The organism is bacterium (assembly GCA_030018315.1).
Taxonomy (GTDB): domain Bacteria; phylum Hydrothermota; class UBA3073; order JACQXS01; family JAGMCI01; genus JASEGA01.
The window spans coordinates 35673-60714 of the sequence record JASEGA010000009.1 but is presented as its reverse complement, the minus strand read 5'-3'; the positions used below and the strand labels follow the sequence as shown (position 1 = coordinate 60714).

Below are 25042 nucleotides of genomic sequence, written 5' to 3'. Positions count from 1 at the left end.
GCCTAGTGTGCCTATAGGAGAGTCCCAATTCTTGAGAGGCTATCTTTAGAGTTATAAGTTGCCTCTTTACAAGTGATAAAACCTCAAACCTTCCAGCCACTTTTTCTGTAACCTTTCTTATTTGAAACTTTTCTCCACAGGATTCTGCGAACATGTCCCCTCCTTTCTTGTCTGGAGGGAATTATACACCATACGGGACATTCTTGCTTGAAAGTGACATTTTGGAGAAATATGTCTTGACAAATGGGGGTCAGGTCAATATATTATATTTTTAGAAAAACTTAGCTATTACATAATATAAATAGAAGATAAACAAAAGGTGAAGGCATGGAGCTCAAAGAGATAAATATGAGTAGTATTGAACGATATATCGGGTGGGCTTATTCAGAGCTAAAGTGGTTAACAAAAAAAGAAGCTATACAGGCAAATAAAGAAAGAGATAAGTTATTGAGCTCTCTGTCTAATGAAGTCAATTATAGTTCTATGAAGAACAAGATATATACTGGCAGATTGTCTCCAGGGTGTTTAATATGCGGACAAGGGAGATGGTCCTGTATGTTTATAAATGGTCTATGTACAGCTAATTGTTTTTTTTGTCCCCAAGATCGAAAGATAAAAAAAGAACGTCCCCCAAAAGTGCCGGAGGGGGAGGGTATTGTATTTAATACTCTCAAAGATTATCTTGATTATTTAGAGAGGTTTGATTTTAAAGGTGTCGGCTTTAGCGGTGGTGAGTGCATGCTAGTTTTTGAAAAATTATTGTTATATATAAAGAAAATCAGAGAAAGATTTGGAAAAGAGATTTATCTCTGGATATATACAAATGGTGATTTAATTGATAGAGATAAGTCTAAAAGATTGAAAGAAGCTGGGCTTGATGAGATTAGATTCAATATTAGTGCCAGAGATTATGATTTGCACTGTATAGAATTAGCTGTTAATACTATAAATACAGTTACAGTTGAAATTCCCGCTATCCCAGAGGATTATGAAATACTAAAAAAAAGTTTAGTCCAAATGCAGAGGATTGGTGTTAATTATTTAAACTTACATCAATTACTTACTACTAAGTATAATTATAAGAATTATATTGATCGAAACTATACCTTTCTTCATTATTCTACTGTACCTATTTTTGAATCAGAAATGACTGCACTAAAGCTTATAAGATACGCTCTGGATAATAAAATAAGGCTACCAATTAACTATTGTTCGAGTGCTTATAAAGCCCAGTTTCATCAAAGAGGCTATAGGAAACAAGCGGCATCTTTAATTAGAGAAAATTTTGAAAAAATAACGAGTGCGGGATATATAAGGAGTTTATCAATTCAAAATTCACCAACAAATATAAAAAGGATTGTTAAAATCATAGAAAAGAATAAATGTACGAATAATTTGTGGTCATTAAATGATACCAAGACAGAGCTTTTTTTCCATCCATCTCTCTTAAAGTATATTAATTTCGATAAATATAGTTTAATCATAAGTTATTTTAGGCCAATATTAACAGAGAATATTAGTTTTACTGAAGCTGGTAAAGAAGTTATATTAAATCCTAACAAGAAACTTTTTATAAGAAAAGAACTTGTATATCGGGTAAAAGGGCTGAGTTCATTGGCAATAAAGAGTTTGCAGAATTTATTTATTAAAAATATGAATAGCGGCAATGTCTTTAAATATTTTCTCAATAACATAAATTCAAAAACAAAAGAAAGCATCAATAATATGGTGAAGGAAATACAACTATTGAAGGCTCTAAAAGTGTGGGAGCATTTAGAAGTAGGTTTCCCAGAGATTTATTAATTAGAAAGTTAGGATACTGCCTAAATTAAAATTCTATGCACAGTTTATGGACTGTTGGTAAAGTATTTAATTTACCTTCTGTGATTTTAGATAATTTTAACAATTTCATAGAAAGTGGTTATCATGTGGGGTCATCAGTCATCCCCACAAAATAAAAAAATTTGACAAATGAGTAAAAAAATGTGATATAGTAAATAAAGGATTAAAATTTGATAAAAAGGAGGGGAAAATGGGAAAAAGTTTAAAAGGTGGAAAGGGAGAAAAAGTGATGCGAAAAAAGCTCAAATATGAGAAACCACTGATCACCAAATACGATGACCAGAAAGATGCTTTTGCCAATTCCTATTATTATAATTATAATAATTATAAGTTAGATTATATGGCATGCAAAATTTCTCCACCAGGCTGTCCACCTGAAGCTGAATAGTCTTACGGAGTGTTATTTTTATAGACTCTTTATAATTTATACGGAAGCCTAACAAGTTAGCTGTAAGGATAGAATGGCTATTATAAACATTCTCGAGATAGCGATAACTAGCCACTGTAATTTTAGATGTAAGCATTGTTACATCACAGACTTTAACTTAGATATACCATTCATTAAAATAGTAGATATATTTGATGAATTCACGCGTCTAAAAGGTCTCTACATCCGTCTTACAGGGGGAGAGCCTTTTCTTTATCCAGATTTCTTAAAGATAGTCTCAGAAGCACGTAAAAGAGGGTTATATGTAACCGTATACTCAAACGGTTCATTAATTACAAACTCAATTGTTAAGGAGTTGAAGAAACTTAGTGTTCTTTCCTATGTTCTAAGCTTCTACGGTGCATCCGCCTCAACTTATGAAGCAGTGACAGGTGTAGCTGATGGATATGTGTGTGCGATTAAATCACTTGAGACATTATTTGAAAATAATTGTCATGTCACAGTGAATATCCCAATAACTAATAATAATGTTCAAGACATGGATAAAATGGTCCAAATTCTTAGTAGATTTCCTTTAACAAATGTAAATTTTAATCCTCTCATGTTTAATAGGCATGACGGAAGTCGCCCTCCTGCAGCTTGTTCTTTGGAACCCAGTAAGATAATTGAATTGCTAAAAATGGGCTATCCTTCAAATAGGTTTATCGCACATGAACGTAGGCATAATCCTAAAGGGTTAAATTGTTACCATGCAATCCATGGCTGTTATATTGCAGTTAATGGCGATGTTTACCCATGCCAGTTCTTTCCCCTTTCTGCGGGTAATATCTATAACGAGTCTTTTGATGAGATATGGAATAACTCCGATGTTCTTCTTAAAATAAGAAATGCTACACCAAAGGATTTCGTAGACTGCTATGGCTGTAAATTCTTTTGGAAATGTAGGAGATGCTGCAGTGTTGCTTACTTCACGCATGGCAATATGTTTAGGAGACCCGACTTTACATGTAAAATAGTAAAGGGATATTATGGAGAACGATAAACAATGCTCTATTTCAAATAAAGTCCCTCGACCTGAGCTCGGGACGAAGGTCAAAAGGAAAGAAGAAGAGCTTGCTTGGCGAGAAATTGAGGGTGAGATTCTTCTCCTTCATATACCTTCGGGCAAATTTTATACCCTTAATAAAATAGCAAGTTATATCTGGAAACAATTTGATGGCGATAAATCTATAAGTACGGTTGTAGATGTAATAAAGAGAGATTGTGCCATCCCTCAGAATAAGAGTGTTGATGTAAAGGCAGATGTACTTGAGTTTGTGACTAATTTGTTACAAGAAGGCTTGGTTTCGCAAGTATGAAGAGATACCCTCTCATAAGGCTTTTAATAGAAGTAACTCAAAACTGTAATTTAAGGTGTCGTTACTGTTTTCTTGAAAACTATAGAGGTGTATTAAAGAAAGCACGCCTTATTAAACTCATGGATGAGGCAGCTGAGCTTGGCACCCTTTTTCTTAAAATATCGGGTGGTGAGCCCTTTATGAGAAGTGACTGCCTTGATATTATAGAGGAAGCAAGAAATAGGGGGTTTGCAGTCCGTCTCGGTACAAATGGTACACTAATTACAGATGATATTGCAGGTAGACTTGCACAGCTTAATGTATACGGTGTGGAGTTAACCCTTTACGGCGCATCAGACGATACTTATGTAAGTTTTACAGGTGTACGTGCATTTTCAAAAGTAATGGCTGGTATACAAAATCTTTCAAGCAGGGGTGTAAAAACTACAGTAAAGTTTCCAATAACAAAAATCAACTACCACGAAGTACCTAAAGTAAGAAGTATGTTCAACGGAATGCCATATCTCAAGCTAATATTCGCTGCCATTATAAGTGGGAAAAGAAATTACGACATGAGCCCGATAGAGTACCAGATTCCGACTTCAGACATATATCAGATTGCCAAAAATCCTAATATAAAGTTTGTAGAAACGTTCTCTATAGAACCCCTCAAGTATTATAACTATGGCATGCTATGTTCTGCTGGTGTTACAGGATGTACTATTTGTCCAGATGGACGAGTCCTTCCCTGTCCTAACTTTCCACTGGAGGCAGGTAACATCTATGAAAAATCGCTTGGTGAGATATGGAATTACTCAGAGGTATTTTTAAGACTTAGAAATTTGACTCTTAATGACTTAATAGATTGTCGTTCTTGTAAATACTTAAAATTCTGTACAAGGTGTCCTGCCATGGCTTATATAGAGAACAGGGATTACTGTAGAGCACCTAAAACTTTCTGTAAGTTCACTCAAGAGTTTAGAAAGCTTGAGGATGAGGCTGTTATAAAAAGTATGAAGACATGATTATTATTGAAAAGCCTCATCTAAAGTTAATATTAAACAATAGAGAACTACTCAGTTCATTGAATATTCCTATCCTTGGCTCTATAGATGATAGTATTGTAGTTACATATCTCTACTCAAATAAGTTTCCTAAATTAAGGGGACAGTTTCTTTTATCTAAAACAAGTGTAAGACATTTTCCTTCAAGCCCACCAGAGAAGCTGTTCAATTTTGTAACATATAAAGACGGGAATATTTACCTACAAAAATGGGATGATGAGATGTTTATTGTCTATGATGAGCATAGATTAACAGAGACAGTTTATATAAAGAGGAATGCACGCGAAAAGCAATTTCTGTGCAATAGAGCGCTCTCACAAGGAATATCATTCTCACTTGGCTGTCGAGGTTATATTCCCCTACATTCTGCGGCAGTATCAAGAGATGGGCGTGGATACCTATTAGTAGGACCTAGTGGGAGTGGAAAGACTACCCTCTGTATTTCACTACTTAGAAAAGGGTTTAGTTTTTTAGATGATGATATGGTACTATTGAAAAAGGAAAGAGGAAAGTGGGAGCTATTCTCATGTTATTGGCCATCTCATGCAGATTACGAGCTCCTGCGTCTTTATCCTGAATTGAATCCTTTTGTCAAGAATTATACTATAAAACTAAATGAGGTTTTTCCTACTTTAGGTAAGAGTATTTTACACAAAATACTCTTACCTTGTTTTTCTAAATGCCAAGGATTAAAAGTCAAGAGCATAGGGAAAAAGGATACACTCTGCAGAATATTTGGAGATAAAATGAATTTCTCTTCAACAAGACTGTTCTACCCGGATGATAGAAAGAGATTTGATTTTATTTTTGACCTTGTGAAAGAAACAGAGTGTTATATGATTGAATTAGGTAAAGGTTGGATAGAAAAAATTACCGAGGAGCTATTTTAAGATGTTTATCCTTTCCCTAGGTAAACCATATTTTGATAAGGAACTTAGAAAAATGGGTCATACTGTAATAAATACACCCACCACACAAGCAGATTTTTCAATAAGGGAAGTTTTAGGAAGTATTGGAGAGAGTCCCGATTTTATTCTTTTTACCTCAATGAGCTTCCCATTTCCTCCATATGATATGATATACATGAGGCATCGGCACTGAGTGTCTGGTATACTATAGATACTCCTATTAATTTTTATTGGCAAAAGGAGTACGCACACTCTTTTGACCTTACACTTGTAGACCAGAAGGATTGTGCCTTAAGATTTTTAAAAATGGGATTTAATGCTCATTAGTTACCCCGTGGTGTTGATATTGAGATATATAAGCCGTACAAGGAAGAGAGAATCTACGATATTGTGTTTGTTGGAATTACGAGTAGGCGTTTTCGTCTCAAGAGAATTGCAATATTAAATGAACTAAAGAGAAGGTTTGATGTAATGCATAAACCAAATATAGGAGAGAAAAGAATTTCTCCAGAGGAAGCTGTAGCAGTGTCCAGTAAGTCAAAAATTGGTTTAAATGAGAGTTTTTCTAACGGTGTCAATACTAGAGTATTTCAGGTTATGGCTTGTGGTAGGATGCTTTTATCTGAGTACATTACAAACGGTCTTTTAGACCTATTCAAGGACAGATATCATTTAGTAACATATAAACCTAATAACTTTATAGAGCTTGCAGAATATTATTTAACTCATGAAGATAAACGTGGAGAGATTGCAAACCGAGGTTATGAAGAAGTGATAAGGTACCACACTATGTATCATCGAGCTGAGAAATTGCTCTCTATTGTGGAAAAAACTCCCAAAAAGAAAAGAAAAAACAGAGTCTACTACCACTTCGGTAATACTGCGCTTTTGCTCAGCCAGAAGTGGGAACAAGAATCTAAACCAACACTTACGATAGCTGCGAAGCTTCTTTATAATTACATCAAAATAAACCCGAATAATCACAATACTCATATTCTACTTGGTAGACTATATACACAACTGAGGGAATTTTACAAAGCAGAAAAAAGCTATAAAAAGGCTATAAAATTGAAGCCCGAAGATTCCCACGCATACATCTCGCTTGGAAATCTCTACTATGAAAGGGAATTGAGAGATGAGGCTAAAAGGGCTTATCTTAAAGGACTTCAATGTGAAGGAGAGAGCAAAAAAGACTACAGAGAAAGAATTTTCATTTGCAAGACTTTTTTTTCTCATTGGCAATTTATTTGAGAGACACAGACCATCACTTTCTCCTGAATTTAGGCGTCGAAACAGTCCCCTTTTCTACGCTGATGATTACTATAAAGAAGCAATAAAGGACGAACCACAAAAAGTTGAACCATACATAAGGACCGGTAACCTATTATTTAAGAACAACCGCTTTGCAGAAGCATCTGATTTTTACAAAAAGGCAATGTTTTTATCTCCTTCAAATATTAATGTCAGGTACAAGATGGGGTTTAGTCTCCTTAAAAGCTATCAAAGGCACCGTGGTATAGAGGTTCTGGCAGAGCTATTTACAAATGGTATAAATAAATTGAGGGAACTCAATAGAAAAGAACGCCTATTTCTTCTAGGCCTTATTCAGGAAAAGAAGGAAGTTCTCTCTAAAGCAAAAACAAACTACCTTAAAAGCAATTATCCCGATTCTATATTAAGGGTTTCTTTTCTCTATTATAGAGAAGGAAATTTTAAAAATGCTTTAAGGTATGCTAAATTATGTCTTAAAAACCTGCCTTACGAACCAGAGCTTTACTATCTCTCCGGTCTTATTAATTATAAACTTGGTCTTATTGACAATGCTCTCGATAGTTTTTGGAAGACTTTAAGACTGGATTCATTCCACCCAAAGGCAAAAAAGTTTATTACTTTATTGGAAAGACCGAGAAAATGAGAACACCAAATCTATTTTAAATAAATCTAATTTAAAACTGAGCTTATAATCTTACTGGGAATTCTACCCTGAAATATTTATTCAACAAAGCAAGTTTTTTTGCAAAAAGTGTTACTTTTCAGCAAAAAGTTCTAATTTTTATTTTTTTTACCTAACAGTTTTTTTACTCATTTTTTGAGTTGACAAAAATGAATACCTCCATTATTGTAATTGCAAGATGGAAGAACCAAAAGAAGCGAGACCTCATCTTTTTAAAAAAATTTATTCCTATGAAACATTGGCTTCTACAAATGAGACTGCAAAGGAGCTGCTCCAAAATAATGAGATGCCTGATTACTTTATTATAGTAGCCAATGAACAAACCAAAGGGAAAGGGAGATGGGGTAGGTATTGGTGGTCTCCAAAAGGTGGACTATGGTGTAGCATTGTAACACCAAAAAACTTGCCCGACGGCAGTCAGATATCTATTCCATCACTGAGGACTGCATTTAGTATTGTTGAGACGATTAAGAAATTTAGCCCATTAACCACAGGAATAAGGTGGCCAAATGATATTTTAATTAGGGGTAAAAAAATAGGTGGTATACTGACAGAGAGTGAAGGTGAAAAATTAGTTATTGGAGTAGGAGTTAATTTAAATCAAGTAAACTTCCCAAAAGAGTTACCGGATGCCACTTCTTTAAGGATAGAACTTGGCTCCCAAATTGATAATGAAGAGTTTTTGAACGAGTTTATCATTAATTTTGAAAATAACATTGAACGAGAAGACATATTAAATCTTATAAAAAGCCGCCTTTTGTTGTTAGGTGAAAGGGTAATAATTAAAGTAAAGGGTGATGAAATATTAGGTGAATTTTGTGATATTGAATGTGATGGTAGCCTACTACTTAGGGAAGCCACTGGTATAATAAGTAAGTTGACACCATCAGAAGTTGAGTTCATAAGGTGATGTTATCCTTTCTCGTCATTGCAAGGAACGAAATGACGAAGCAATCTCATTTATGATAAAGCTTCAAAGGATAGTTGTTGGTCCTTTAGAGACTAATGCTTACATTTTAAGCTTAGAAAACGAAGGTGTAATTGTTGACCCGGGTGCAGAAGCTGATAAGATTATTGCTGCATGTGATGGGCTTTATGTAAAAATTATACTTTTGACACACAACCACTTTGACCATACACAAGCTCTAATTGATGTCAAAAATGCACTTAATGTGAGAGCCGGAATTCATCCACTTGAGGTAGCACCTCTTGATAAAACATCTAATATATTTGATTTTGAAATCAATGATGGAGCTTTCCTCAAATTTGGTAAAACCTCAATTAAAGTTATTCATACACCAGGTCATACACCTGGTAGCTGTTGTTTCCTTATAGAAAATATACTTTTAAGTGGTGATACAATATTTTGTGGAGGCTATGGGAATACGGAACTGCCAGGTGGTGATGAACGCGATATTTTAAAAAGTATAAGAAATAAGATTATGATACTACCGCCTGACACCAAAATCTGCCCAGGCCACGGTCCACCAACAACAGTTGGTGAGGAGATGCCACTCTATTTATAAAAACTTAAAAGTAGAAGAAAAGAATAAAGTTTTTGACTTTTAAGTTGTAGGTTTAACTTTTGAGTTTTAAGACTTGCGTTAGTAAGGAAATGAGCAAAATTTGGCTTAGATAAGTAAATGGTTACATTTATGGCATTGGGTAAGCTTGGATACCGAGCTGTTTTTTTATCTCTTGTGCAAGAGTTACTGCATCACCTACTCTCTTATTGTCAGTTATGACAAGTTTAGGCTTACTTAATTTAACATATTCAATAAGGTCGTCAAAGTCTGCATGGTCAGAGTATGCGACTGTAAATTCGGTTTCACTTTCCTTTTTAACTGGTTCTTTAAATTCCCATCCAGATAAGTAAATCTTAACGGCATCCTTACCTACCCACTGTCTTGCCCCCATATGGTAAAGGCCAATAAATTGCGAAAGCCCTTTGGCCTCAGTAGATGTTGAACAAATATACTTACCAAACTCCATCCCATACTTCTCACACATTTGCATCATTTTAAACACCTTTTCTGGTACCACCACTGGGACCCCAATATTTGCATTATGGACAAATTCGAGCGCTTCTTGTAATTTACCATAATAACCAAATATATACACTGACCCAACTTTAAGTGACTCTTTAATTAAATCAATAAGCCTTGATTTGACTTCATTTTTAAACTTACGTCTTCTTTGTGGGTTTCCATAAGTTGCTTCAATAACAAGTGTATCTGCTTCAATGATATTGCTGCACAGCCTAAAATCACCTGTATAAACTATACGAGAGTCAGAGTTAAGGAGAACTTGAGCTGACCCAATAATATGATGAGCTGGGTATAGGGTTATTTTTTCATTTCCATAGATAAATGGAGTTCCATACTGTAGGCAGTGTATTTTTTGCGAATTGACGAGTTTATTTCCCCTTATAATTTTAACCATATCCATTGTTTGAGATGTCATCAACACTTGCTCACACTCGTTGATACTGTCTTCAAGTCCCAGTATGTGGTCAAGGTGAGCATGTGTCACCACCCTTATTGGTCTATTAAAGTGGGCATCACAAGTTAAGCAATCGCCAAGAAGTATAGCCCCATTAGATTCAATCTTAGCTTTCATATTTGTAGTATCTTAATAGCTACTCCAAAATATATAAGAAGTGTAGTTGAGTCCATAATTGTAGTAAGCAATGGACTTGACATAAGGGCGGGGTCCAGTTTCAGCTTTTGAAAAATGATAGGAAGTATACCACCAATAGTTGTAGCTACACAAATACCTGCAACCATAGAAATGCCAACTGTAAGTCCAAATAGTGGACTTGTCTTAACTACCAGTGCTCTCATTGCAGTCAGTATTCCAAGTCCTATCCCCATTAAGATGCCAGTCAAAAACTCTTTCCTTACAACACGCCATATTGAGCTAAACTCAATCTCCCCTATAGCTAAGCCACGCACAACGACAGTCGCTGCCTGTGTCCCCGCATTACCAGCTGAATCAAGTAGTAGGGGTATAAAAATTGTAAGTGATACCATTGCATTAAGCACATAAGAGTATTTCTCAATTATAGTACCAGACATAAAGCTTGCAATTAATAAGACGATAAGCCAAATAACTCGTGATTTAGCTATATTTATAACTTTAGCAGAAAGGTAATCTTCAGGTGCAGAAGTGACAGCACCAAACTTATGTGCATCCTCTGTATGCTCGGCTTCTATCACATCAATTGCATCGTCTACTTTAACGATACCGCGTATCTTTTTATCAGAGTCAACTACTGGGATGGAGGCGAGGTCATATTTATAAATAAGTTTAGCTACCTTCTCCTGGTCCATATTTAATGGAACAGCTGGTATCTTGGTCATAATTTTCTTAATAGGTGTATCTGATGGATAAGTAATCAACCCCTTTAATGAGATAATCCCTAAAGGTTGTCTCTTATCACTAAGGACATAAATTTGATAAAAATCAAAATCTATCTTTTCTCGTCTTAAAAAATCTATTGCCTCCCCTGTAGTAACTGAGTCCGGCAGCCATGCAAATTCAGTTGTCATAATGCCACCAGCAGTATGAGGCAGGTAACTTATAAGTTCCTTTACATTTCTTGCCTCCTCCTCTCTCATAAGTGATAGAAAACGCTGTGCCTCCCTTTGTGTAAGCTGTATGAATAAGTCTGCCCTGTCATTAGGGGACATCTCATTCAATAACTCTGCAGCTTTAGATTTATCAAGATACTTCAAAATGTCAATCTCATCGTGCACTTCTAATTGCTCAAATACTTCAAGTGCAATTTTAAACTCAAGTAAATTGAAAACAGCAATCTTGGAATGTGGGGGTAATGGTTTAATAAGCTCAGCAATATCAGCTGGCTCTAATTCGGATAGCATAGCTTTAAGTGAGTCAAAGTCCTTATCCTTTAACAGCTCTTTAATTTCTGGTGAAAGTAGTGCCATATTAAGCAAATTTAATAAGTAATCACAATAAAAATGAGGTTACCCATTGAAGGTGTGAAATGTGATTAGGATGCTTTTAAATTTAACTATTCCACTTTATACGGAATACCCCACGCTACGGTACGGTCAGCCATAACAGCTTTGTCAAAAATTACATCTCGATTAATTGCATCAATAAAACACCAATAAACACCGGCTGTGTCAGGTACCCCTGTAATAACCCATTTGGTGCCATCCCACTCAAATCTATGTTTGTCTTCGGAAGTGTGTAGTAGCACTATAGCATGAGAAGAATCCGGTCCCCATACACTTATAGTAACTAAATCACCAACATTGAATGTAAACGGCCAAGTGTCAACTGACATTAGAGCAGTAGGGTTAGTAAGTGAAATCACTGTCGTATTGGACTGCACATGGACTGAATCTATTTTTAGTACATCAAGAGCAGAATCAGCTTTGATATTAGCTGGCGATAGTGCATTTAGTTTCCATTTCTCTACTTTTACAAAGCGGAAGTTAATATTACCCTTGTAACACGGGGCAGGCTTTGGGACAGTGTCTACACTATCATAGACTACATTTAGGGTCACATCCCATACAACTGTAACACCTACATTTGCAGTGTCTCCTATGACACTAATTGTGTAATCCTTGCTCTTGACACTTGCCTCTCTCCACGCTTTTGTAGGCACCTTTGTCCCTAAAATAATGTCACCAGACCATGATGTGTTGTCAATTGCCTTAAAGAATGGCTCTTCAATAAGGCTATCCTCTACTTCCTTTAGTGGCTCAGTCGGCTTAACACAGTTGATAGCTGTAAGCCCAACTAACGCCGGGATTAAGAAAAACCATCTCATATTACACCTCCTCATATACAAGCAATTTTATATTACTTTAATATTTTGTCAAGTTTTTTGCTTTGTTGAATAATTCACTTTACAAAACTTGCAACACCTTGATTGACACCAATTTATGAGATTCTTCACTTCGTTCAGAATGACAAGGTCAAAATTGTCTAAAACCAAGTCAGAGGTTGAAAATCAAAGGTGCCAAAAATATTTATTCAACAAAGCATTTATTTCTTGACATCCAATACGGGAGTGTTATAGTTCAAATATGGGCTATAAATATGAGAAATCCTAAGCACGAAATTCTAAATCCTAACCTAATGAAAAATCCTAAATTCCAAGCACTAAATTCTAAACGATATCTAAATTCCAATTCTCCAAATTCCAAACAGCGTTTGGAATACCTGACTGCCGTCAGGCAGGTTTGGAATTTTAATTTTGGGATTTGTTTAGGATTTAGAAATTAGGATTTAGGATTTTATGAAAATAGGATTTAGTACTTCGGATTTAGGGGTTTTGTAAAGGGGGTGAATTATGGCTAAAGTTACAGTATCTGTGATAAAAGCAGATATAGGTGGGTATGTAGGGCATTCTTCATCGCATCCTGATATTCTAAAAAAAGCAGAAGAGAGTCTTAAGATAGCGAAGGATAAAGGCTTACTTATTGATTTCCATGTTATGCATTGTGGTGATGATCTTGAACTTATTATGACACATGAGAAAGGTGAAGACTCTGAATCCATACATAAACTTGCATGGGATACATTTAAAGACTGCACTGAGCTTGCCAAGCGTATGAAACTATATGGTGCAGGGCAGGATATTTTATCAGATGCCTTTTCTGGCAATGTCAAAGGTATGGGACCCGGGGTTGCAGAAATGGAGATAACTGAGAGAAAATCAGAGCCACTCATTATCTTTATGGGTGATAAGACATCACCGGGTGCATGGAATTTGCCACTTTACAAGATATTTGCTGACCCATTTAATACAGCAGGTCTTGTGATAGACCCAAGCTTACATGATGGATTTAAGTTTGAAGTCCTTGATGTGTTTAAACAGGAGACTGTGATATTTTCAGCACCTGAAGAACTCTATGATATGCTTGTCTTCATAGGGGCAAAGGAGCATTACATCATAAAAAGGGTGTGGCGTAAATCTGATAATGAGATAGCAGCTGTATCATCAACTCAAAAGCTTGCTCTCGTAGCAGGTAAATATGTAGGCAAGGACGACCCAGTTCTTATTGTGCGTAGCCAATCGGGCTTTCCTGCAGTGGGTGAAGTTCTTGAAGGCTTTGCACTCCCATATCTTGTAGCAGGCTGGATGAGGGGCTCACATCATGGTCCATTTATGCCTGTATCATTTAAGGAAGCTAATCCGACAAGATTTGATGGTCCACCAAGAGTGATAGGGGCAGGTTTTCAATTATCAGATGGCAAACTTATCGGTCCACGTGATATGTTTGATGACCCATCATTTGAGCGCTCTCGTAGGATGGCAGATGAGATAACAGATTATATGAGACGACATGGACCGTTTGAGCCACATAGGTTGCCACTCGCAGATATGGAATACACTACACTACCTGAAGTTAAAAAGAAGCTACAGGACAGATTTAAGAAAGAGAAATAGCCGGATTAGGCAGGTCAGGAGATCTACCTCTACCTACTGGTATGGGCTTGATTAATCAAGTCCCTACTAATACTTTTCTTCTCTCCAGTAGATTGTTTTCTTAAATGGCCCGGGTGTTGTTATTTTCTCAGCTACTAACTCACCTTCGCTTCCGCCTACAAATATGACAAAATCGCCCTCCTCTGTAACAGTGATTTGTGGGCTCGTCGGTACACCTGACCCAATTTCTTCTGATTCCCCTTTACCAGTAGTAAAGCAAATTTTGTATAGCCTGGCAAGCCCCGCTATTTCACATGGGTCTTCAGGTTTCGTTGGCTCGTAAGTTACGAAGTATACTGTATCAGCAAATACAATTGCTTTTCCAACACTCTTCTCATTTTTACCTAATTTTATATACCAGCCGTTGTCATTTGGTGTGCCTGTCACTGTAACATCAACGAGGTCTGCGTCAGTATAAGGGGATGTCTGCCCATTGTCTCTCATTCCATAGAATCTGTTAAAAGTATTTGTCCTTTTAACTGAGTCCCTATCACCACCACCAAAAAACAGCCAAGAATGGCCTTCATTATCAAGAGCATAAGTTGGTGGATAGTAAAAAGGCTGCTCTCCTTGAGCTGCAAAGACTCTGTAAATTGTCCATGCTGCATCACTGCCACCCCTTATATCTATCTTCCATAATTGACCACCAATATCACCTATATAGATATAATCTGCATATACATCGTTATTTATGTCAACAAGCATTGGCTCTGATGGTATTGAGTAAGTCATATCATCATGGGTAAACTTACGAAGTAAGCTACCGTCAGCAACTTTAACTACATAAACTGCACGTCCTTTAGTACCTGCTTCCTTATTAAGACCACCGCCTATAACTGCTACCCACTCCTCATAGCCCTCTAATTTTTTCACTTTACCAATTCCTGGAGTTGACCAGGTACGAGCGAGGCTTGCATCAGTGAACTTCCATAAAAATGTAGGATTATATACATCAGTTATATTAAGTGCAAAGTAATAGCTACCACCATCACGCTCACCACATATCAACACTGTCTTCCACTCATTTGCCTCCTTAGTCTTATCATAAGGACCTGATGGAAACCATGCCTCAAATGCTACTGGACTACCATCAACATAAAAGTTATGTGTATCTGGCAGAGTTTTAAGTCTTGGCAAAAGATTATTTGGGATAAATGCCCATTTCTCACTCCCAGTCCCTGATGAAAATGAGTCACCCGCCGCTACATAAGTACCTGCATCAAATGCGTGTAGCATACCATCATTAGCACCTGCTATAACTACTTTACTACGATGCCCCTTGTCAACCTTAAACTGGTTATATCCTTCTTCAGAATACCATGGGGAAGGCGGCCCGACACATACTGGCCATGAATGGAATATATCACCAAGCTTCCAATTATATCCATTGTCACCACGTACCCAGTTAATCAATGGCTCAACAGAATCATTGGGAACACCGAGGTCAACTGAGTCTACATAATATGTTGTGAATGGGACGATACTACCATTTTTCTCAGTGTATATGTTTCTATCATATATTGAAGTATTTTTGAGCACTTCACCTGCTTCCCATATTGGTGTAGTTAATACCTGGCCAAGTGTATCAACTGGCAGTGTACCATCCGGATTTAGTCTAAATGCCCGTAAATAGCCAGTCCAGAATGGCTTTTCTGAAGGGATGAGTGATGCAATGAATATATCTCTATAATACTTTGTCCGCACTGATGGCACTTCAGGACCTGTAAAGACGACTTCCCTTTCTTCTATCATTGAAAGTATAGCCTCAAGTGCTGAATCCAATTGTGCGGGTGTAGTAGCAGGATAATAGTGCTCGGTACCACCAAGTTTAGCAATTGAATCAAGACAAGTTGCACCTTCTCCTCCGCCCACTGCCACGCCCAAAACAAAAGTGCGGATATCGTATTTAACACCTGCAATTGTGACATTACGTAACTTTGTAGCCTCTGTATATGGTGAATTTGGGTTATAGTTTGGATAACCAGTCTCCTCTCCATCTGAGCAAAGTAAAACATAGTAGCCTCTGCATTTCTTAGCTGGGTCCTTTGGAATAAGCTCCTGTGTATAATACTGACGTGCCCAGTAAAGTGCACCACCGATTGGGGTGCCACCATCCGCCCTTAGTTCCTGTACCTTTTGCTCGTGGTCAATCCATGACTTAATTTGTCCTATATGGGCGGGGTCGCCTGCTAATCCCATAGGAGCCCTCAAGACTTCGTACTTTGAGTCCGGATAGCTTTTTGGCCAGTAGTCATTATAGTATTTATCTACACCATGCCATGGTATATTTTGTGTATTAGATGGTTTATACGGTGAAGTACGATACCAACCACCACCACCAGGACCACCTCTTGATGGCTCATTAACATTCTTATATTGACCATAAGTCAGCAAACCAAACCTTATCCCTTTATGCTTGTCTACAACTTGTAATAGTGCATTCTTCATTATATACAATCTTGAATCATTTGGATAGCCATCTCCATTAGTGTCTCTACCCGGATAATCTGAACTACCATCACCCCAAGTATAATTGCCAGCCATATCACATGTCATAGAGCCTGATGTATCAAGTATAATAAGGACATCAGGCTCAGTTGTTACTATGAACAAATCTTCATCAGCCGCCCACAAAAACATGGGCAAAAACAAAGCTAAAATAAATGATAGCTTTTTCATCTTAGCCTCCTAATTTTTTAAACATCATTTTATACTCTTCTCTTGTAAGTCTATGCTCTTCTCTTGCAAGCTTAAACTCTTCGTCCATTTTCTTGAATCCCTCATCTATTTTCTCTAATGTTTTCCTGAGACTCTCGTCCATTTTATCCAATAATCTGCCATTTTGCTTGAGTAATCTTGCTAAAATTATGGATAGATAAGCACCTACAAAAGCAAAATATATGCCAAACGAAAACTGAAATAGGTTCATCATTTCCTCCTATCTATCATTCTTTTTCTTAATCCACTACTGTCATTGCGAGCCCCGATTTATCAGGGCGAAGCAATCTCTTCCTATCCTAATTTTTTAAACATCATTTTATGCTCCTCAAACATCATTTTATGCTCCTCTCTTGCCAGCTTAAGCTCTTCATCCATTCGGACAAGAAGCCCTTCCATTCTGATCAAAATCTCACCTAAGCTCTCTCTTGTTGCCCTTGTCTCTTTTGATACTTCATTCCTTGTCATCCTACCATTGTAAACAGAAAATATACCTACAATAAATGCGAATATTGTTACACAAGAAGCAAAAATTGTAAATATTTGGGTGAAACTCATTTATCCCTCTCCATTACTCAAAGTTTAGTTTCTTAGCCTCTTTTTTAGCCTTCTCTGTAAACTTAACCTTATGTAGGTCAAATAACTCTGCCCTCAACTCTACTTCATCATCCACATATTTCACAACTGTACGGCGGTCAAGTCTATCTTTACTATATTCTTCAATTAGTGTTGGTAATGCACCAAAGTTATGAATCTGTGTGTAGTCTTTATAGTATGTATCACCAACCGAAGTCGTCTTTTTAACAGGTAGGCCAGTCACTTTATCTATATCCCATAGTTCACCTTTTGTTTTAAATTCACTACTAAAGCCGATGAAGTCAAGTCCATCCTTTATAGGTGATATTGATTGTGGCTTCTTATTAGGTGTAAATAGCAAGCACTCTTTACCATCCCATATAACAACTGAGCCTATCTCTTCTGAGTTAGGCAGTGTCTCATCTATTCGTAATTTGTTACCCTTCTTCATAATAGTAGTCTCATATATAATAGGCGAAGGACCAAATATTGTAGTCTCAAGTCCAATCTTAACGCCCTCCTTTGCTACTGCTAGTTGCGAAACAATAAATAAAATAATAAAGCTAAACATAATTCACCCCCTTATATTATAAAAGCCTTAGTTTTGTCACTCTTGGGTCAATGATTACCTCATCATTCTCAAAGTCCAGTTTCATTCGCCACTTCTGTAGTGTTGATGCCCCAATTATTACTTCTTCAGATAGTGGTGGAATGAGCATAAACTCATCTGAAAACCGATACCCATTTAGATAAAAATTAAGTGTAACCCTCTTTTCTGCAATTAGCTTTTCGCCACCTTTTGCAGTTCCAAATTCCATTATGTCCGGCAAAGGCTCAACTAGCCCAAGTTTCTCTGCTACCTCTGGTCTTATGCAAGAATAGGTTGCTCCACTGTCAAAAATTGCTGCCAATTCCTTACTACCCTTTGAACCCACTAATTTAATCTCCTTTATAATCACCGCCATCTTCGTCCCTATTAATATTCAGGAACTTTACCACTCGGTAACGGACCACATTTAACTCTGGCTTTGATTATACGCTTACTTTCTTCGAACTTGCCAGATGCAGTTAGGTCATAGACAACACTGAAAAAGTCTGACCCCAATTCCATACTGTAGCCAGTTAAATAACTGATACCTATAATTTCAGCCGGTGTCGGAGTAGTATCCGGCAGTCCACTCTTATATTTGGCTTGATTTGGTAGCGTAATCCATATATCAGGCGTATCCGGGAATGCACCATGATAACCCGGTATCATCGCTATTGCATAGTCTATACCGGCTTCAGCAGAATGGAATGCAAGTTTTGAATCTGTAGTATAATGGCTGAGCTTCATTTGGCTAACACTCATAGTTACGAGTGCCACTGCTATAGTACCGAGTATTACAAATATACCCATTACAAGTATAAGACCTATACCTCTGTCTGCCGACAGGCCTGCCTTGCCGTCGGGCAGGCAAGATTCATCACTTTTCATCTCTATAAATAATATATAATCCAAAATACCAATTTGTCAAGCTAATTTATTGTTAATTTTTTTTCATTTTATCCTTGACAAAATTTAAGCTATCAAGTAAGTTTTCTCACAGTGCGATACTGGACAGTTCGTGTAAGAGATAGATGGTTCTTTATTAATACTCGGCGCCTTCTCGTAACTGGTATAGTTATTTTAGGCATATCAATAATTTCAGTATTCTCAATCTTCCAAGTTGTAAATTCAATTGTTAAATCAAAAGAGTTAGCATATCAAAAGAGTAGGGCTTTAGAGCTTAGCTTAGCAGTTGAGAATTCTAAGTATAAGATAGGCTTACTTGAGTTAAAGTTAGATTCACTTATTAACTTAGATATAAAAGAGAGACTCACTTGGGGTCTTCCTTACATTGATGAAGACATACGGAGACTCGGAGTTGGGGGTAGGGGTGAAATTGGCACAGAAGACCCTATTAAAGAAGCAATTATAAAATTAAAAAGGTGCCTTGATTTTGAGTTTGCCAGCTTTAAAGAAATCTCACATAAAGCCAAGCAAATAGAGAATTTACTCCTCCGTACCCCATCTATCTGGCCAACTGTAGGAATTGTGACATCAAAATTTGGCTGGCGCAATCGTCCATATCCTAGCTTTCATAAGGGAATTGATATCGCAAATAGGACTGGCACCCCTGTAATTGCACCAGCTACAGGGACAGTTGTTCATACTGGATACAGAAAATGGCTTGGTCGTTTTATAGAACTTGACCACGGATTTGGCTACATGACCTTATACGGTCATCTGTCCCGTATAGCAGTTACTCCTTACAGTAAGGTTGAAAGGGGTCAGGTAATAGGGTGGATAGGTAACACCGGTTACTCTACAGGTCCGCACCTGTATTACGAAGTAAGGGTTCTTGGAAAAGCAGTTAATCCCGAGGATTATATAATACCCGATACTATCACATATTGAAGACACCCACGTTGTAAAAAGCATGGTTAGAGTCATTGTAGGTACCCAATGGGGAGATGAAGGTAAAGGTAGGGTTATAGAGCTATTTGCTAAAGATGCAGATGTAGTTGCAAGATACAATGGTGGTGCAAATGCAGGTCATACTATTTATGTAGGTGGTGATAGGCTTGTATTTCACATTATTCCTTCCGGAATTATATACCCACATACTATTTGTATAATTGGGAACGGTGTTGTCATCGACCCTGAAGTCCTTATAAAAGAGATAAAAACTGCTAAATCTAAAGGAATTAATATTGAGCATAGGCTTTTTATCAGTGATAAGGCACATCTTGTTATGCCTTATCATAAACTGAGAGACGACAAAGATGGGTTATTAGGCACAACTCGTATGGGCATAGGACCTTGTTATGAAGACAAGTATGCTCGTCGAGGAATAAGGGTAGCTGACCTTTTGTATCCTGAAGTCTTTAAAGAAAAGCTTAAAAATAACCTCAAAGAATATCCATCTTTAAAACTTGACAAAATTTATGTTCAATATAAATCTTTTAGTGATTTTATCATCCCATTTATAACTGATACCTCAACTTTACTAAACCAATGGATAGATAAAGGTAAGGAAGTAATCTTAGAGGGTGCACAGGGCTTACTACTTGATGTTGACCATGGCACCTACCCATTTGTTACATCATCAAACCCGCAAGCTGGTGCTGCCTGCTGTGGTCTTGGTATAGGACCGACAAAAATTGACGAAGTTATAGGTGTCACAAAAGCATATACATCAAGGGTTGGTAATGGGCCATTGCCAACAAGGATGACAAAAGAATTTGAGAATATTGTAAGAGAGATGGGTCAGGAATATGGGGCTACTACTGGTAGACCGAGAAGGTGTGGCTGGCTTGATGCTGTACTTGTTGGCAAAGCGTTAAAAGTTAATGATATAAAAAAGATTGTTATCACTAAACTTGATGTCCTTGATAAGCTACCAAAAGTCAAAATCTGTAAGCAATATGAGTATAAAGAAGATAAACATAGGGTAGCGACAGGTCTCCAGACCTGTCGCAGACAAGCTGACTTCCTATCAGTAGCTGAACTCAGTTCAAATTTTGCGCCCGTATATGAAGAACTTGATGGCTGGCTATCTCCTACTGGTAGTGTAAGAAGCTACAATAAACTACCGACAGCAGCTAAAAAATACATTGATAAAATTACCGAGCTTATAGATGCAAAGATAACTGCAATCTGTGTAGGACCTACTAAAGAAAACACTATATTTTTATAACAAATTTTTTTGACAAAAAAACTTGCTTTGTTGAATAATTCACTTTACAAAACTTGCAACACCTTGATTGACACCGATTTATGAGATTCTTCACTTCGTTCAGAATGACAAGGTCAAAATTGTCTAAAACCAAATCAGAGGTTGAAAATCAAAGGTGCCTAAAATATTTATTCAAAAAAGCAAAAAAAACTTGACAAAGTTTTAACAAAGTAATATCATGAATTGCCTCTATTAAAATAATCGGTATAGAATTTTGGCTACTATCTTGAGAAAAAAGGAAGGTGTATTATGAAGCGTTTTTTGTGGTTTATTCCTATACTTGTTGGAACTGTATTCTTAAGCTGTAAAAAACAGCCTACTACACCTGAGACAGGCTCTATCCAGGTAAATTCTATTCCTACTGGGGCAAGTATTTGGTTAGATAACACAGATACTGGTAAAAAGACAAATTGTTTGCTTGAAAATATAAGTGTTGGTGAGCATTCTATAAAATTGACACTTCAAGATTATGCGGATTACGATACGACTGTGGTAGTATGCGAAAATGAAACTACAACTGTAAATACTACACTCACACCAACACTTACGATAACTGCGACTGGGGTACGAGTTAACAACGGCACACAGACACACTTCACATATAGGTTCAATTATGATAATCACCTCAACCACCTATATATAACATTCCCTAACTATGGAGAGCATGAAAACCCAGCTGATGCTGGTGACAAGGTAGCAAATACTGACTATCACAGTTACTTCCAGGCAGGTGGTGCACAAATGCCAACAGGAAACCATACTTTAAGATTTCTCGGCTCATGCGGTGGTAGTGCTTACGAGAAAAGCGTGACTGTTAACGTCCAGTAGCTTTGAGTAGAGAGTAGCATTTAGAATCATAGAGATAGCAGGATTGGGAGAAAGAAGATATGCGTAAAATCTATTTCCCAGTTAAAATAACAAATTACGAAGATATAGCAAGAAGTATAATAAAGGAGCAAGCTATACGCAAAGTTGAACTTAAAGCAAGAATAGATAGTGGTGCTACACATGTTGCATTCCCAGATAAAATTGCTAAAGAATTAGGGTTGCGAGTTATTGACCGCGTTAAAGTTCGCTATGCAAATGGCAAAATAGAGGAAAAGCCGGTCGGCTCAGTTATAGAAATTGAAATTCTTGGTAGGAAGAGTCGCACATGCCCAATTATTGAGGCAAACGATGAACTGATTATTGGCAATCCAATACTTGAGGAGCTTGACATACTTATAAATACAAAGACAGGCGAGTTTTATATCAATCCCGAATCTCCTGATATGCCTGTAGCAGAATTGTTATAAAATGTGGTGCAATATTTAAAAGGTCAGCTATTGCTGAGAATAACGTAAAATTGCGTAACCTTCTACTATTTTTAACCCTTTCCTTAGGAATAATTAGTGATGCTAAAGAGCTAAAGATAGGAGCAGTCTTACCACTTACAGGTCCAATCTCAAGTTATGGTAGAGATTGTCTACTTGGTATGAAGATGGCAGTTGATGAAGTAAATGCAGCTGGTACGAAGTATGCTGTGCATAAGAAGTTTACACTTATTGTAAAAGATAATTATGGAGATAGGGAGGAGACAAGAGTGAAACTTGAAGAGTTAGCAGCTGAGAATGTTAGTGTAATCATTGGACCGCTGACCAGCACGAATGTAATAGCTGTCGGTCCATACATAGACAGCTTGCGTATCCCTGTAATTGCTCCATCAGCCACAAATCCAATTGTGACAAAGGTTTCAAATCTGATATTTAGAATCTGTTATACAGATGAGTTCCAAGGTGAGACTATGGCAAAGTTTGCTTCCTATGTATTAGATAGAAAAAAGGCAGCTCTACTTGTGGATACTTCACAAATATATTCAAAAGACCTCGCTAAATCTTTTAGGGAGTGTTTTGAAAATTTAGGTGCCGAAATTGTTAAGGAGGAATATTACAGCTCTACGGATGTCGATTTTAGGAGACAGCTGTCAGAAATAAGAAAGATGAAACCAGATTGTATATTTGTACCAGGATATTATCCACAAGTTGGGCTTATAATTAAGCAGGCAAGGGAGATGGGTATTCCTACTCCACTGCTTGGTGGAGATGGCTGGGATTCACCAAGATTACTTGATTTAACTGGTAAAAGGACTGGGACTAACTTTTACTGTACACACTTCTTTAGCAAAGACCCTGAAGTAGAGGATTTTAGAGCCAATTATGTTAGTAGATTTGTATTGGAGCCGACAAGCTTTTGTGCACTTGGATACGATGCAATAAAGCTTTTAGCGTATTTGCAACTGAAAGATGCTAATTGTGAAACTATTGTTAATGAGCTAAGTAAAGTAAGAGATTTTAAAGGTGTAACTGGTATTTTAAGTTTTAAGAAGAGCAGAGACCCTATAAAGAGTATACTGATATTAAGGGTCCAACACGGAGCAACATCTGTAGATCAAAAGATAACACCAGGAATTTAATAACTTCAAGGGAGGAGTTCAAGTATTTTTTGTGCGCAGTGCTTACCTGATAACAACATACCACCAAAGATAGGACCCATCCTTGGTGCCCCATAAGCTGCATTTGCAGCCATCCCAACTACCCATACACCTGGAAATATTTCTCTTGTATTATTGAGAATTAGGTTCTCACCAACCTCAGCCCACATTGGACGCTCGCCTTCTATTCCACCGGATGGAGTTTTGAGCTTTTTACCTACCTTTTTTTCGAGTATTTTAAGGAGTTCAATTGCATGTCCTGTAGCTTCGATAACAAACTTTGCCCTTATTGTGAGTGGGTCTACATGGAGACTTGCAAGCTTTACTGCTCCCCAGTTAAGAACAAGCCCGGTAACTCTTTCGTCCTGTAACATTACATCTTCAACTGTTATTAAATTAAAGATTTTAGCCCTCGCCTTCACTGCAGCACTCGTTATGCTACTGATAGTTTCTATAGAATCTGCTGTATAATAGCCTGGCTGGTATAGTTCAGTTTTAACTCCAAATTCATCAAGTATTTCTTTACCTTTATCCTGCACCACAATCTCATTAAACATCATACCACCACCCCACATACCACCTCCAACTGATAGTTTACTTTCAAATATAGCTACCTTTTTATTACTCTTTGCAATAAAATAACCGGCTGTCAATCCTGCAGGTCCTGCTCCTGCAACAGCAACATCTACTTCTAAACAATCAAGTAGCTTTTTTGTATACCTATCTATTATTGCTTTTGAAATTATTACATCATCAAGCTTCATAAGCATTGAGATAGACTGAGTCTATTTTCAGTTTACATCAATGAAGCTTAAGTAGGTCTATAAGCCGGGTTCTGTATCTAGCACATAAATTAATGTGCAGGACGGTAATCATTTATCTAAGCGACCTACCTAAGGGTCAAATAAGGCGGGCCACCTCTCCCCTTTGCTTGGTCTTGCACCGGGTAGGGTTTGCCCCCTATCTACATCACTGTAGAGTGGAGTGAGCTCTTACCTCACTATTTCACCCTTACTCTGACACATCTATTAGACTATCAGGGCGGTGTAGTTTCTGTGGCACTTTCCAGTCCCGCACCTATGCATAGGTGTGGGATCCCCGCTTTCCGGGGTACCTTGCCCTTTGGTGCCCGGACTTTCCTCCCCGTACATAAATTATGTGCGGGACGACTACCCGACCTACTTAAGCCCTATTATAGTTTCAATGAACGCTAAAATTTCGTCTATTTCTGGCTGAGTTAACTTTTTATCCTCATTAGCTTTCTTTATCAAACTTGATAATCTTTGTAAAGCTTCATTTTTAATTTTGTTTTTCTTAAATGCAATTATGAAGTTGTCAAAATCTGCCCGTATTCGAGTCTCATATTCTGGAGGTGCCTGTTTAACAAAATTTTGTTCAAGAATTCTTGTTGCTTTCTCAAATGTAATATTAAGTATTCTTGGTGCACTAATGAGAATAGCAGCAAGAGCTACAAGAAGAACAATAACAGTAATTAACCACCCCTTTCTTTTCATAATACTTAGCTTATAATATCACAATCTTATACAAAAAT

Annotated in this window: 28 protein-coding genes and 1 other RNA gene; 17 read left to right on the top strand and 12 right to left on the bottom strand. The window is 37.2% G+C overall.

Annotated features, from left to right (window positions below; all coding sequences use genetic code 11):
• The first annotated feature begins 348 nt into the window (after nucleotides 1-348).
• The 11 genes from QMD71_04500 (at nucleotide 349) to QMD71_04450 (ending at nucleotide 9019) form a co-directional block, all read left to right on the top strand.
• Nucleotides 349-1803, top strand: a complete 1455-nt coding sequence (locus QMD71_04500) for a 4Fe-4S cluster-binding domain-containing protein (protein MDI6840104.1) — start codon at nucleotides 349-351, stop codon at nucleotides 1801-1803.
• 229 nt (nucleotides 1804-2032) lie between these two features.
• A complete protein-coding gene (locus QMD71_04495; GenBank protein ID MDI6840103.1) occupies nucleotides 2033-2230 on the top strand; it encodes a hypothetical protein in 198 nt (65 codons plus the stop codon).
• A 73-nt stretch (nucleotides 2231-2303) separates the two neighbouring features.
• A complete protein-coding gene (locus QMD71_04490; GenBank protein ID MDI6840102.1) occupies nucleotides 2304-3272 on the top strand; it encodes a radical SAM protein in 969 nt (322 codons plus the stop codon).
• Nucleotides 3259-3588 (top strand): PqqD family protein, encoded by a 330-nt coding sequence (locus tag QMD71_04485; protein MDI6840101.1) that lies wholly within the window; start codon nucleotides 3259-3261, stop codon nucleotides 3586-3588. Before QMD71_04490 ends, QMD71_04485 begins: the two co-directional genes overlap by 14 nt.
• Nucleotides 3585-4592, top strand: coding sequence for a radical SAM protein (locus tag QMD71_04480; protein ID MDI6840100.1), 1008 nt, complete (start codon nucleotides 3585-3587; stop codon nucleotides 4590-4592). Before QMD71_04485 ends, QMD71_04480 begins: the two co-directional genes overlap by 4 nt.
• The gene (locus QMD71_04475; protein MDI6840099.1) at nucleotides 4589-5521 is read left to right on the top strand and encodes a hypothetical protein; all 933 of its coding nucleotides are present in this window, start codon (nucleotides 4589-4591) and stop codon (nucleotides 5519-5521) included. The genes QMD71_04480 and QMD71_04475 overlap by 4 nt, the downstream gene beginning before the upstream one ends.
• Before the next feature lies 1 nt (nucleotide 5522).
• A complete protein-coding gene (locus QMD71_04470) occupies nucleotides 5523-5732 on the top strand; it encodes a hypothetical protein (protein MDI6840098.1) in 210 nt (69 codons plus the stop codon).
• A gap of 197 nt (nucleotides 5733-5929) precedes the next feature.
• Entirely contained in the window at nucleotides 5930-6790 is an 861-nt protein-coding gene (locus tag QMD71_04465) for a glycosyltransferase (protein ID MDI6840097.1), read from the top strand.
• Nucleotides 6711-7454: a hypothetical protein gene (locus QMD71_04460; GenBank protein ID MDI6840096.1), complete on the top strand. Its 744-nt coding sequence runs from the start codon at nucleotides 6711-6713 to the stop codon at nucleotides 7452-7454. Before QMD71_04465 ends, QMD71_04460 begins: the two co-directional genes overlap by 80 nt.
• A gap of 217 nt (nucleotides 7455-7671) precedes the next feature.
• Nucleotides 7672-8403, top strand: a complete 732-nt coding sequence (locus tag QMD71_04455; protein MDI6840095.1) for a biotin--[acetyl-CoA-carboxylase] ligase — start codon at nucleotides 7672-7674, stop codon at nucleotides 8401-8403.
• Nucleotides 8404-8455: 52 nt separating this feature from the next.
• The gene (locus QMD71_04450) at nucleotides 8456-9019 is read left to right on the top strand and encodes an MBL fold metallo-hydrolase (GenBank protein ID MDI6840094.1); all 564 of its coding nucleotides are present in this window, start codon (nucleotides 8456-8458) and stop codon (nucleotides 9017-9019) included.
• 127 nt (nucleotides 9020-9146) lie between these two features.
• Here the strand turns inward: QMD71_04450 and QMD71_04445 are convergent, their stop codons facing one another.
• From QMD71_04445 to QMD71_04435, 3 genes are all read right to left on the bottom strand, one after another.
• Nucleotides 9147-10112 carry an MBL fold metallo-hydrolase gene (locus QMD71_04445; GenBank protein MDI6840093.1) on the bottom strand — a complete coding sequence of 322 codons (966 nt, stop codon included), beginning with the start codon at nucleotides 10110-10112 and terminating at the stop codon, nucleotides 9147-9149.
• Nucleotides 10109-11443, bottom strand: coding sequence for a magnesium transporter (gene mgtE / locus QMD71_04440; GenBank protein ID MDI6840092.1), 1335 nt, complete (start codon nucleotides 11441-11443; stop codon nucleotides 10109-10111). The genes QMD71_04445 and mgtE overlap by 4 nt, the downstream gene beginning before the upstream one ends.
• Nucleotides 11444-11529: 86 nt before the next feature.
• A complete protein-coding gene (locus tag QMD71_04435; GenBank protein ID MDI6840091.1) occupies nucleotides 11530-12300 on the bottom strand; it encodes a hypothetical protein in 771 nt (256 codons plus the stop codon).
• Nucleotides 12301-12825: 525 nt separating this feature from the next.
• Between QMD71_04435 and fbp the strand changes: the two genes are divergently transcribed.
• Nucleotides 12826-13926: a fructose-1,6-bisphosphate aldolase/phosphatase gene (gene fbp / locus QMD71_04430; GenBank protein ID MDI6840090.1), complete on the top strand. Its 1101-nt coding sequence runs from the start codon at nucleotides 12826-12828 to the stop codon at nucleotides 13924-13926.
• Nucleotides 13927-13992: 66 nt separating this feature from the next.
• Here fbp and QMD71_04425 read toward each other — a convergent pair whose 3' ends face one another.
• From QMD71_04425 to QMD71_04400, 6 genes are all read right to left on the bottom strand, one after another.
• Entirely contained in the window at nucleotides 13993-16644 is a 2652-nt protein-coding gene (locus QMD71_04425; GenBank protein ID MDI6840089.1) for a PilC/PilY family type IV pilus protein, read from the bottom strand.
• Between the two features lies 1 nt (nucleotide 16645).
• Nucleotides 16646-16897: a hypothetical protein gene (locus tag QMD71_04420; GenBank protein MDI6840088.1), complete on the bottom strand. Its 252-nt coding sequence runs from the start codon at nucleotides 16895-16897 to the stop codon at nucleotides 16646-16648.
• Between the two features lie 80 nt (nucleotides 16898-16977).
• Entirely contained in the window at nucleotides 16978-17241 is a 264-nt protein-coding gene (locus QMD71_04415; protein ID MDI6840087.1) for a hypothetical protein, read from the bottom strand.
• A 13-nt stretch (nucleotides 17242-17254) separates the two neighbouring features.
• A complete protein-coding gene (locus tag QMD71_04410; GenBank protein MDI6840086.1) occupies nucleotides 17255-17830 on the bottom strand; it encodes a hypothetical protein in 576 nt (191 codons plus the stop codon).
• A 16-nt stretch (nucleotides 17831-17846) separates the two neighbouring features.
• Nucleotides 17847-18224, bottom strand: coding sequence for a retropepsin-like aspartic protease (locus QMD71_04405; GenBank protein MDI6840085.1), 378 nt, complete (start codon nucleotides 18222-18224; stop codon nucleotides 17847-17849).
• 11 nt (nucleotides 18225-18235) lie between these two features.
• Nucleotides 18236-18736 (bottom strand): pilus assembly PilX N-terminal domain-containing protein, encoded by a 501-nt coding sequence (locus tag QMD71_04400; GenBank protein MDI6840084.1) that lies wholly within the window; start codon nucleotides 18734-18736, stop codon nucleotides 18236-18238.
• Between the two features lie 111 nt (nucleotides 18737-18847).
• Here QMD71_04400 and QMD71_04395 point away from each other — a divergent pair, with 111 nt between their 5' ends.
• The 5 genes from QMD71_04395 (at nucleotide 18848) to QMD71_04375 (ending at nucleotide 23472) form a co-directional block, all read left to right on the top strand.
• Nucleotides 18848-19699 carry a M23 family metallopeptidase gene (locus QMD71_04395; protein MDI6840083.1) on the top strand — a complete coding sequence of 284 codons (852 nt, stop codon included), beginning with the start codon at nucleotides 18848-18850 and terminating at the stop codon, nucleotides 19697-19699.
• Nucleotides 19700-19721: 22 nt separating this feature from the next.
• Nucleotides 19722-20981 (top strand): adenylosuccinate synthase, encoded by a 1260-nt coding sequence (locus tag QMD71_04390; GenBank protein MDI6840082.1) that lies wholly within the window; start codon nucleotides 19722-19724, stop codon nucleotides 20979-20981.
• A 288-nt stretch (nucleotides 20982-21269) separates the two neighbouring features.
• Nucleotides 21270-21848 carry a PEGA domain-containing protein gene (locus tag QMD71_04385; GenBank protein MDI6840081.1) on the top strand — a complete coding sequence of 193 codons (579 nt, stop codon included), beginning with the start codon at nucleotides 21270-21272 and terminating at the stop codon, nucleotides 21846-21848.
• A gap of 59 nt (nucleotides 21849-21907) precedes the next feature.
• On the top strand, nucleotides 21908-22315 hold the full coding sequence (locus tag QMD71_04380; GenBank protein MDI6840080.1) for a retropepsin-like aspartic protease: 408 nt from the start codon (nucleotides 21908-21910) through the stop codon (nucleotides 22313-22315).
• A gap of 50 nt (nucleotides 22316-22365) precedes the next feature.
• Nucleotides 22366-23472: an ABC transporter substrate-binding protein gene (locus QMD71_04375; protein MDI6840079.1), complete on the top strand. Its 1107-nt coding sequence runs from the start codon at nucleotides 22366-22368 to the stop codon at nucleotides 23470-23472.
• Nucleotides 23473-23477: 5 nt separating this feature from the next.
• Here QMD71_04375 and QMD71_04370 read toward each other — a convergent pair whose 3' ends face one another.
• The 3 genes from QMD71_04370 to QMD71_04360 form a co-directional block, all read right to left on the bottom strand.
• A complete protein-coding gene (locus QMD71_04370) occupies nucleotides 23478-24254 on the bottom strand; it encodes a sulfide-dependent adenosine diphosphate thiazole synthase (GenBank protein ID MDI6840078.1) in 777 nt (258 codons plus the stop codon).
• A 44-nt stretch (nucleotides 24255-24298) separates the two neighbouring features.
• Nucleotides 24299-24675, bottom strand: an RNA gene (rnpB, locus tag QMD71_04365) — RNase P RNA component class A.
• Nucleotides 24669-25004, bottom strand: a complete 336-nt coding sequence (locus QMD71_04360; protein ID MDI6840077.1) for a hypothetical protein — start codon at nucleotides 25002-25004, stop codon at nucleotides 24669-24671. The genes rnpB and QMD71_04360 overlap by 7 nt, the downstream gene beginning before the upstream one ends.
• Nucleotides 25005-25042 lie beyond the last annotated feature (38 nt).

What these genes read in the sequence shown, in the direction of transcription:
- QMD71_04400 (MDI6840084.1), bottom strand. Translation starts at nt 18,736, where the DNA reads ATGAAAAGTGATGAATCTTGCCTGCCCGACGGCAAGGCAGGCCTGTCG.
- QMD71_04380 (MDI6840080.1), top strand. Translation starts at nt 21,908, where the DNA reads ATGCGTAAAATCTATTTCCCAGTTAAAATAACAAATTACGAAGATATA.
- QMD71_04425 (MDI6840089.1), bottom strand. Translation starts at nt 16,644, where the DNA reads ATGAAAAAGCTATCATTTATTTTAGCTTTGTTTTTGCCCATGTTTTTG.
- QMD71_04360 (MDI6840077.1), bottom strand. Translation starts at nt 25,004, where the DNA reads ATGAAAAGAAAGGGGTGGTTAATTACTGTTATTGTTCTTCTTGTAGCT.
- QMD71_04500 (MDI6840104.1), top strand. Translation starts at nt 349, where the DNA reads ATGAGTAGTATTGAACGATATATCGGGTGGGCTTATTCAGAGCTAAAG.
- QMD71_04385 (MDI6840081.1), top strand. Translation starts at nt 21,270, where the DNA reads ATGAAGCGTTTTTTGTGGTTTATTCCTATACTTGTTGGAACTGTATTC.
- QMD71_04435 (MDI6840091.1), bottom strand. Translation starts at nt 12,300, where the DNA reads ATGAGATGGTTTTTCTTAATCCCGGCGTTAGTTGGGCTTACAGCTATC.
- QMD71_04475 (MDI6840099.1), top strand. Translation starts at nt 4,589, where the DNA reads ATGATTATTATTGAAAAGCCTCATCTAAAGTTAATATTAAACAATAGA.
- QMD71_04450 (MDI6840094.1), top strand. Translation starts at nt 8,456, where the DNA reads ATGATAAAGCTTCAAAGGATAGTTGTTGGTCCTTTAGAGACTAATGCT.
- QMD71_04455 (MDI6840095.1), top strand. Translation starts at nt 7,672, where the DNA reads ATGGAAGAACCAAAAGAAGCGAGACCTCATCTTTTTAAAAAAATTTAT.
- QMD71_04415 (MDI6840087.1), bottom strand. Translation starts at nt 17,241, where the DNA reads ATGAGTTTCACCCAAATATTTACAATTTTTGCTTCTTGTGTAACAATA.
- QMD71_04405 (MDI6840085.1), bottom strand. Translation starts at nt 18,224, where the DNA reads ATGGCGGTGATTATAAAGGAGATTAAATTAGTGGGTTCAAAGGGTAGT.
- mgtE (MDI6840092.1), bottom strand. Translation starts at nt 11,443, where the DNA reads ATGGCACTACTTTCACCAGAAATTAAAGAGCTGTTAAAGGATAAGGAC.
- fbp (MDI6840090.1), top strand. Translation starts at nt 12,826, where the DNA reads ATGGCTAAAGTTACAGTATCTGTGATAAAAGCAGATATAGGTGGGTAT.
- QMD71_04490 (MDI6840102.1), top strand. Translation starts at nt 2,304, where the DNA reads ATGGCTATTATAAACATTCTCGAGATAGCGATAACTAGCCACTGTAAT.
- QMD71_04485 (MDI6840101.1), top strand. Translation starts at nt 3,259, where the DNA reads ATGGAGAACGATAAACAATGCTCTATTTCAAATAAAGTCCCTCGACCT.
- QMD71_04390 (MDI6840082.1), top strand. Translation starts at nt 19,722, where the DNA reads ATGGTTAGAGTCATTGTAGGTACCCAATGGGGAGATGAAGGTAAAGGT.
- QMD71_04470 (MDI6840098.1), top strand. Translation starts at nt 5,523, where the DNA reads ATGTTTATCCTTTCCCTAGGTAAACCATATTTTGATAAGGAACTTAGA.
- QMD71_04480 (MDI6840100.1), top strand. Translation starts at nt 3,585, where the DNA reads ATGAAGAGATACCCTCTCATAAGGCTTTTAATAGAAGTAACTCAAAAC.
- QMD71_04410 (MDI6840086.1), bottom strand. Translation starts at nt 17,830, where the DNA reads ATGTTTAGCTTTATTATTTTATTTATTGTTTCGCAACTAGCAGTAGCA.
- QMD71_04445 (MDI6840093.1), bottom strand. Translation starts at nt 10,112, where the DNA reads ATGAAAGCTAAGATTGAATCTAATGGGGCTATACTTCTTGGCGATTGC.
- QMD71_04420 (MDI6840088.1), bottom strand. Translation starts at nt 16,897, where the DNA reads ATGATGAACCTATTTCAGTTTTCGTTTGGCATATATTTTGCTTTTGTA.
- QMD71_04495 (MDI6840103.1), top strand. Translation starts at nt 2,033, where the DNA reads ATGGGAAAAAGTTTAAAAGGTGGAAAGGGAGAAAAAGTGATGCGAAAA.
- QMD71_04370 (MDI6840078.1), bottom strand. Translation starts at nt 24,254, where the DNA reads ATGAAGCTTGATGATGTAATAATTTCAAAAGCAATAATAGATAGGTAT.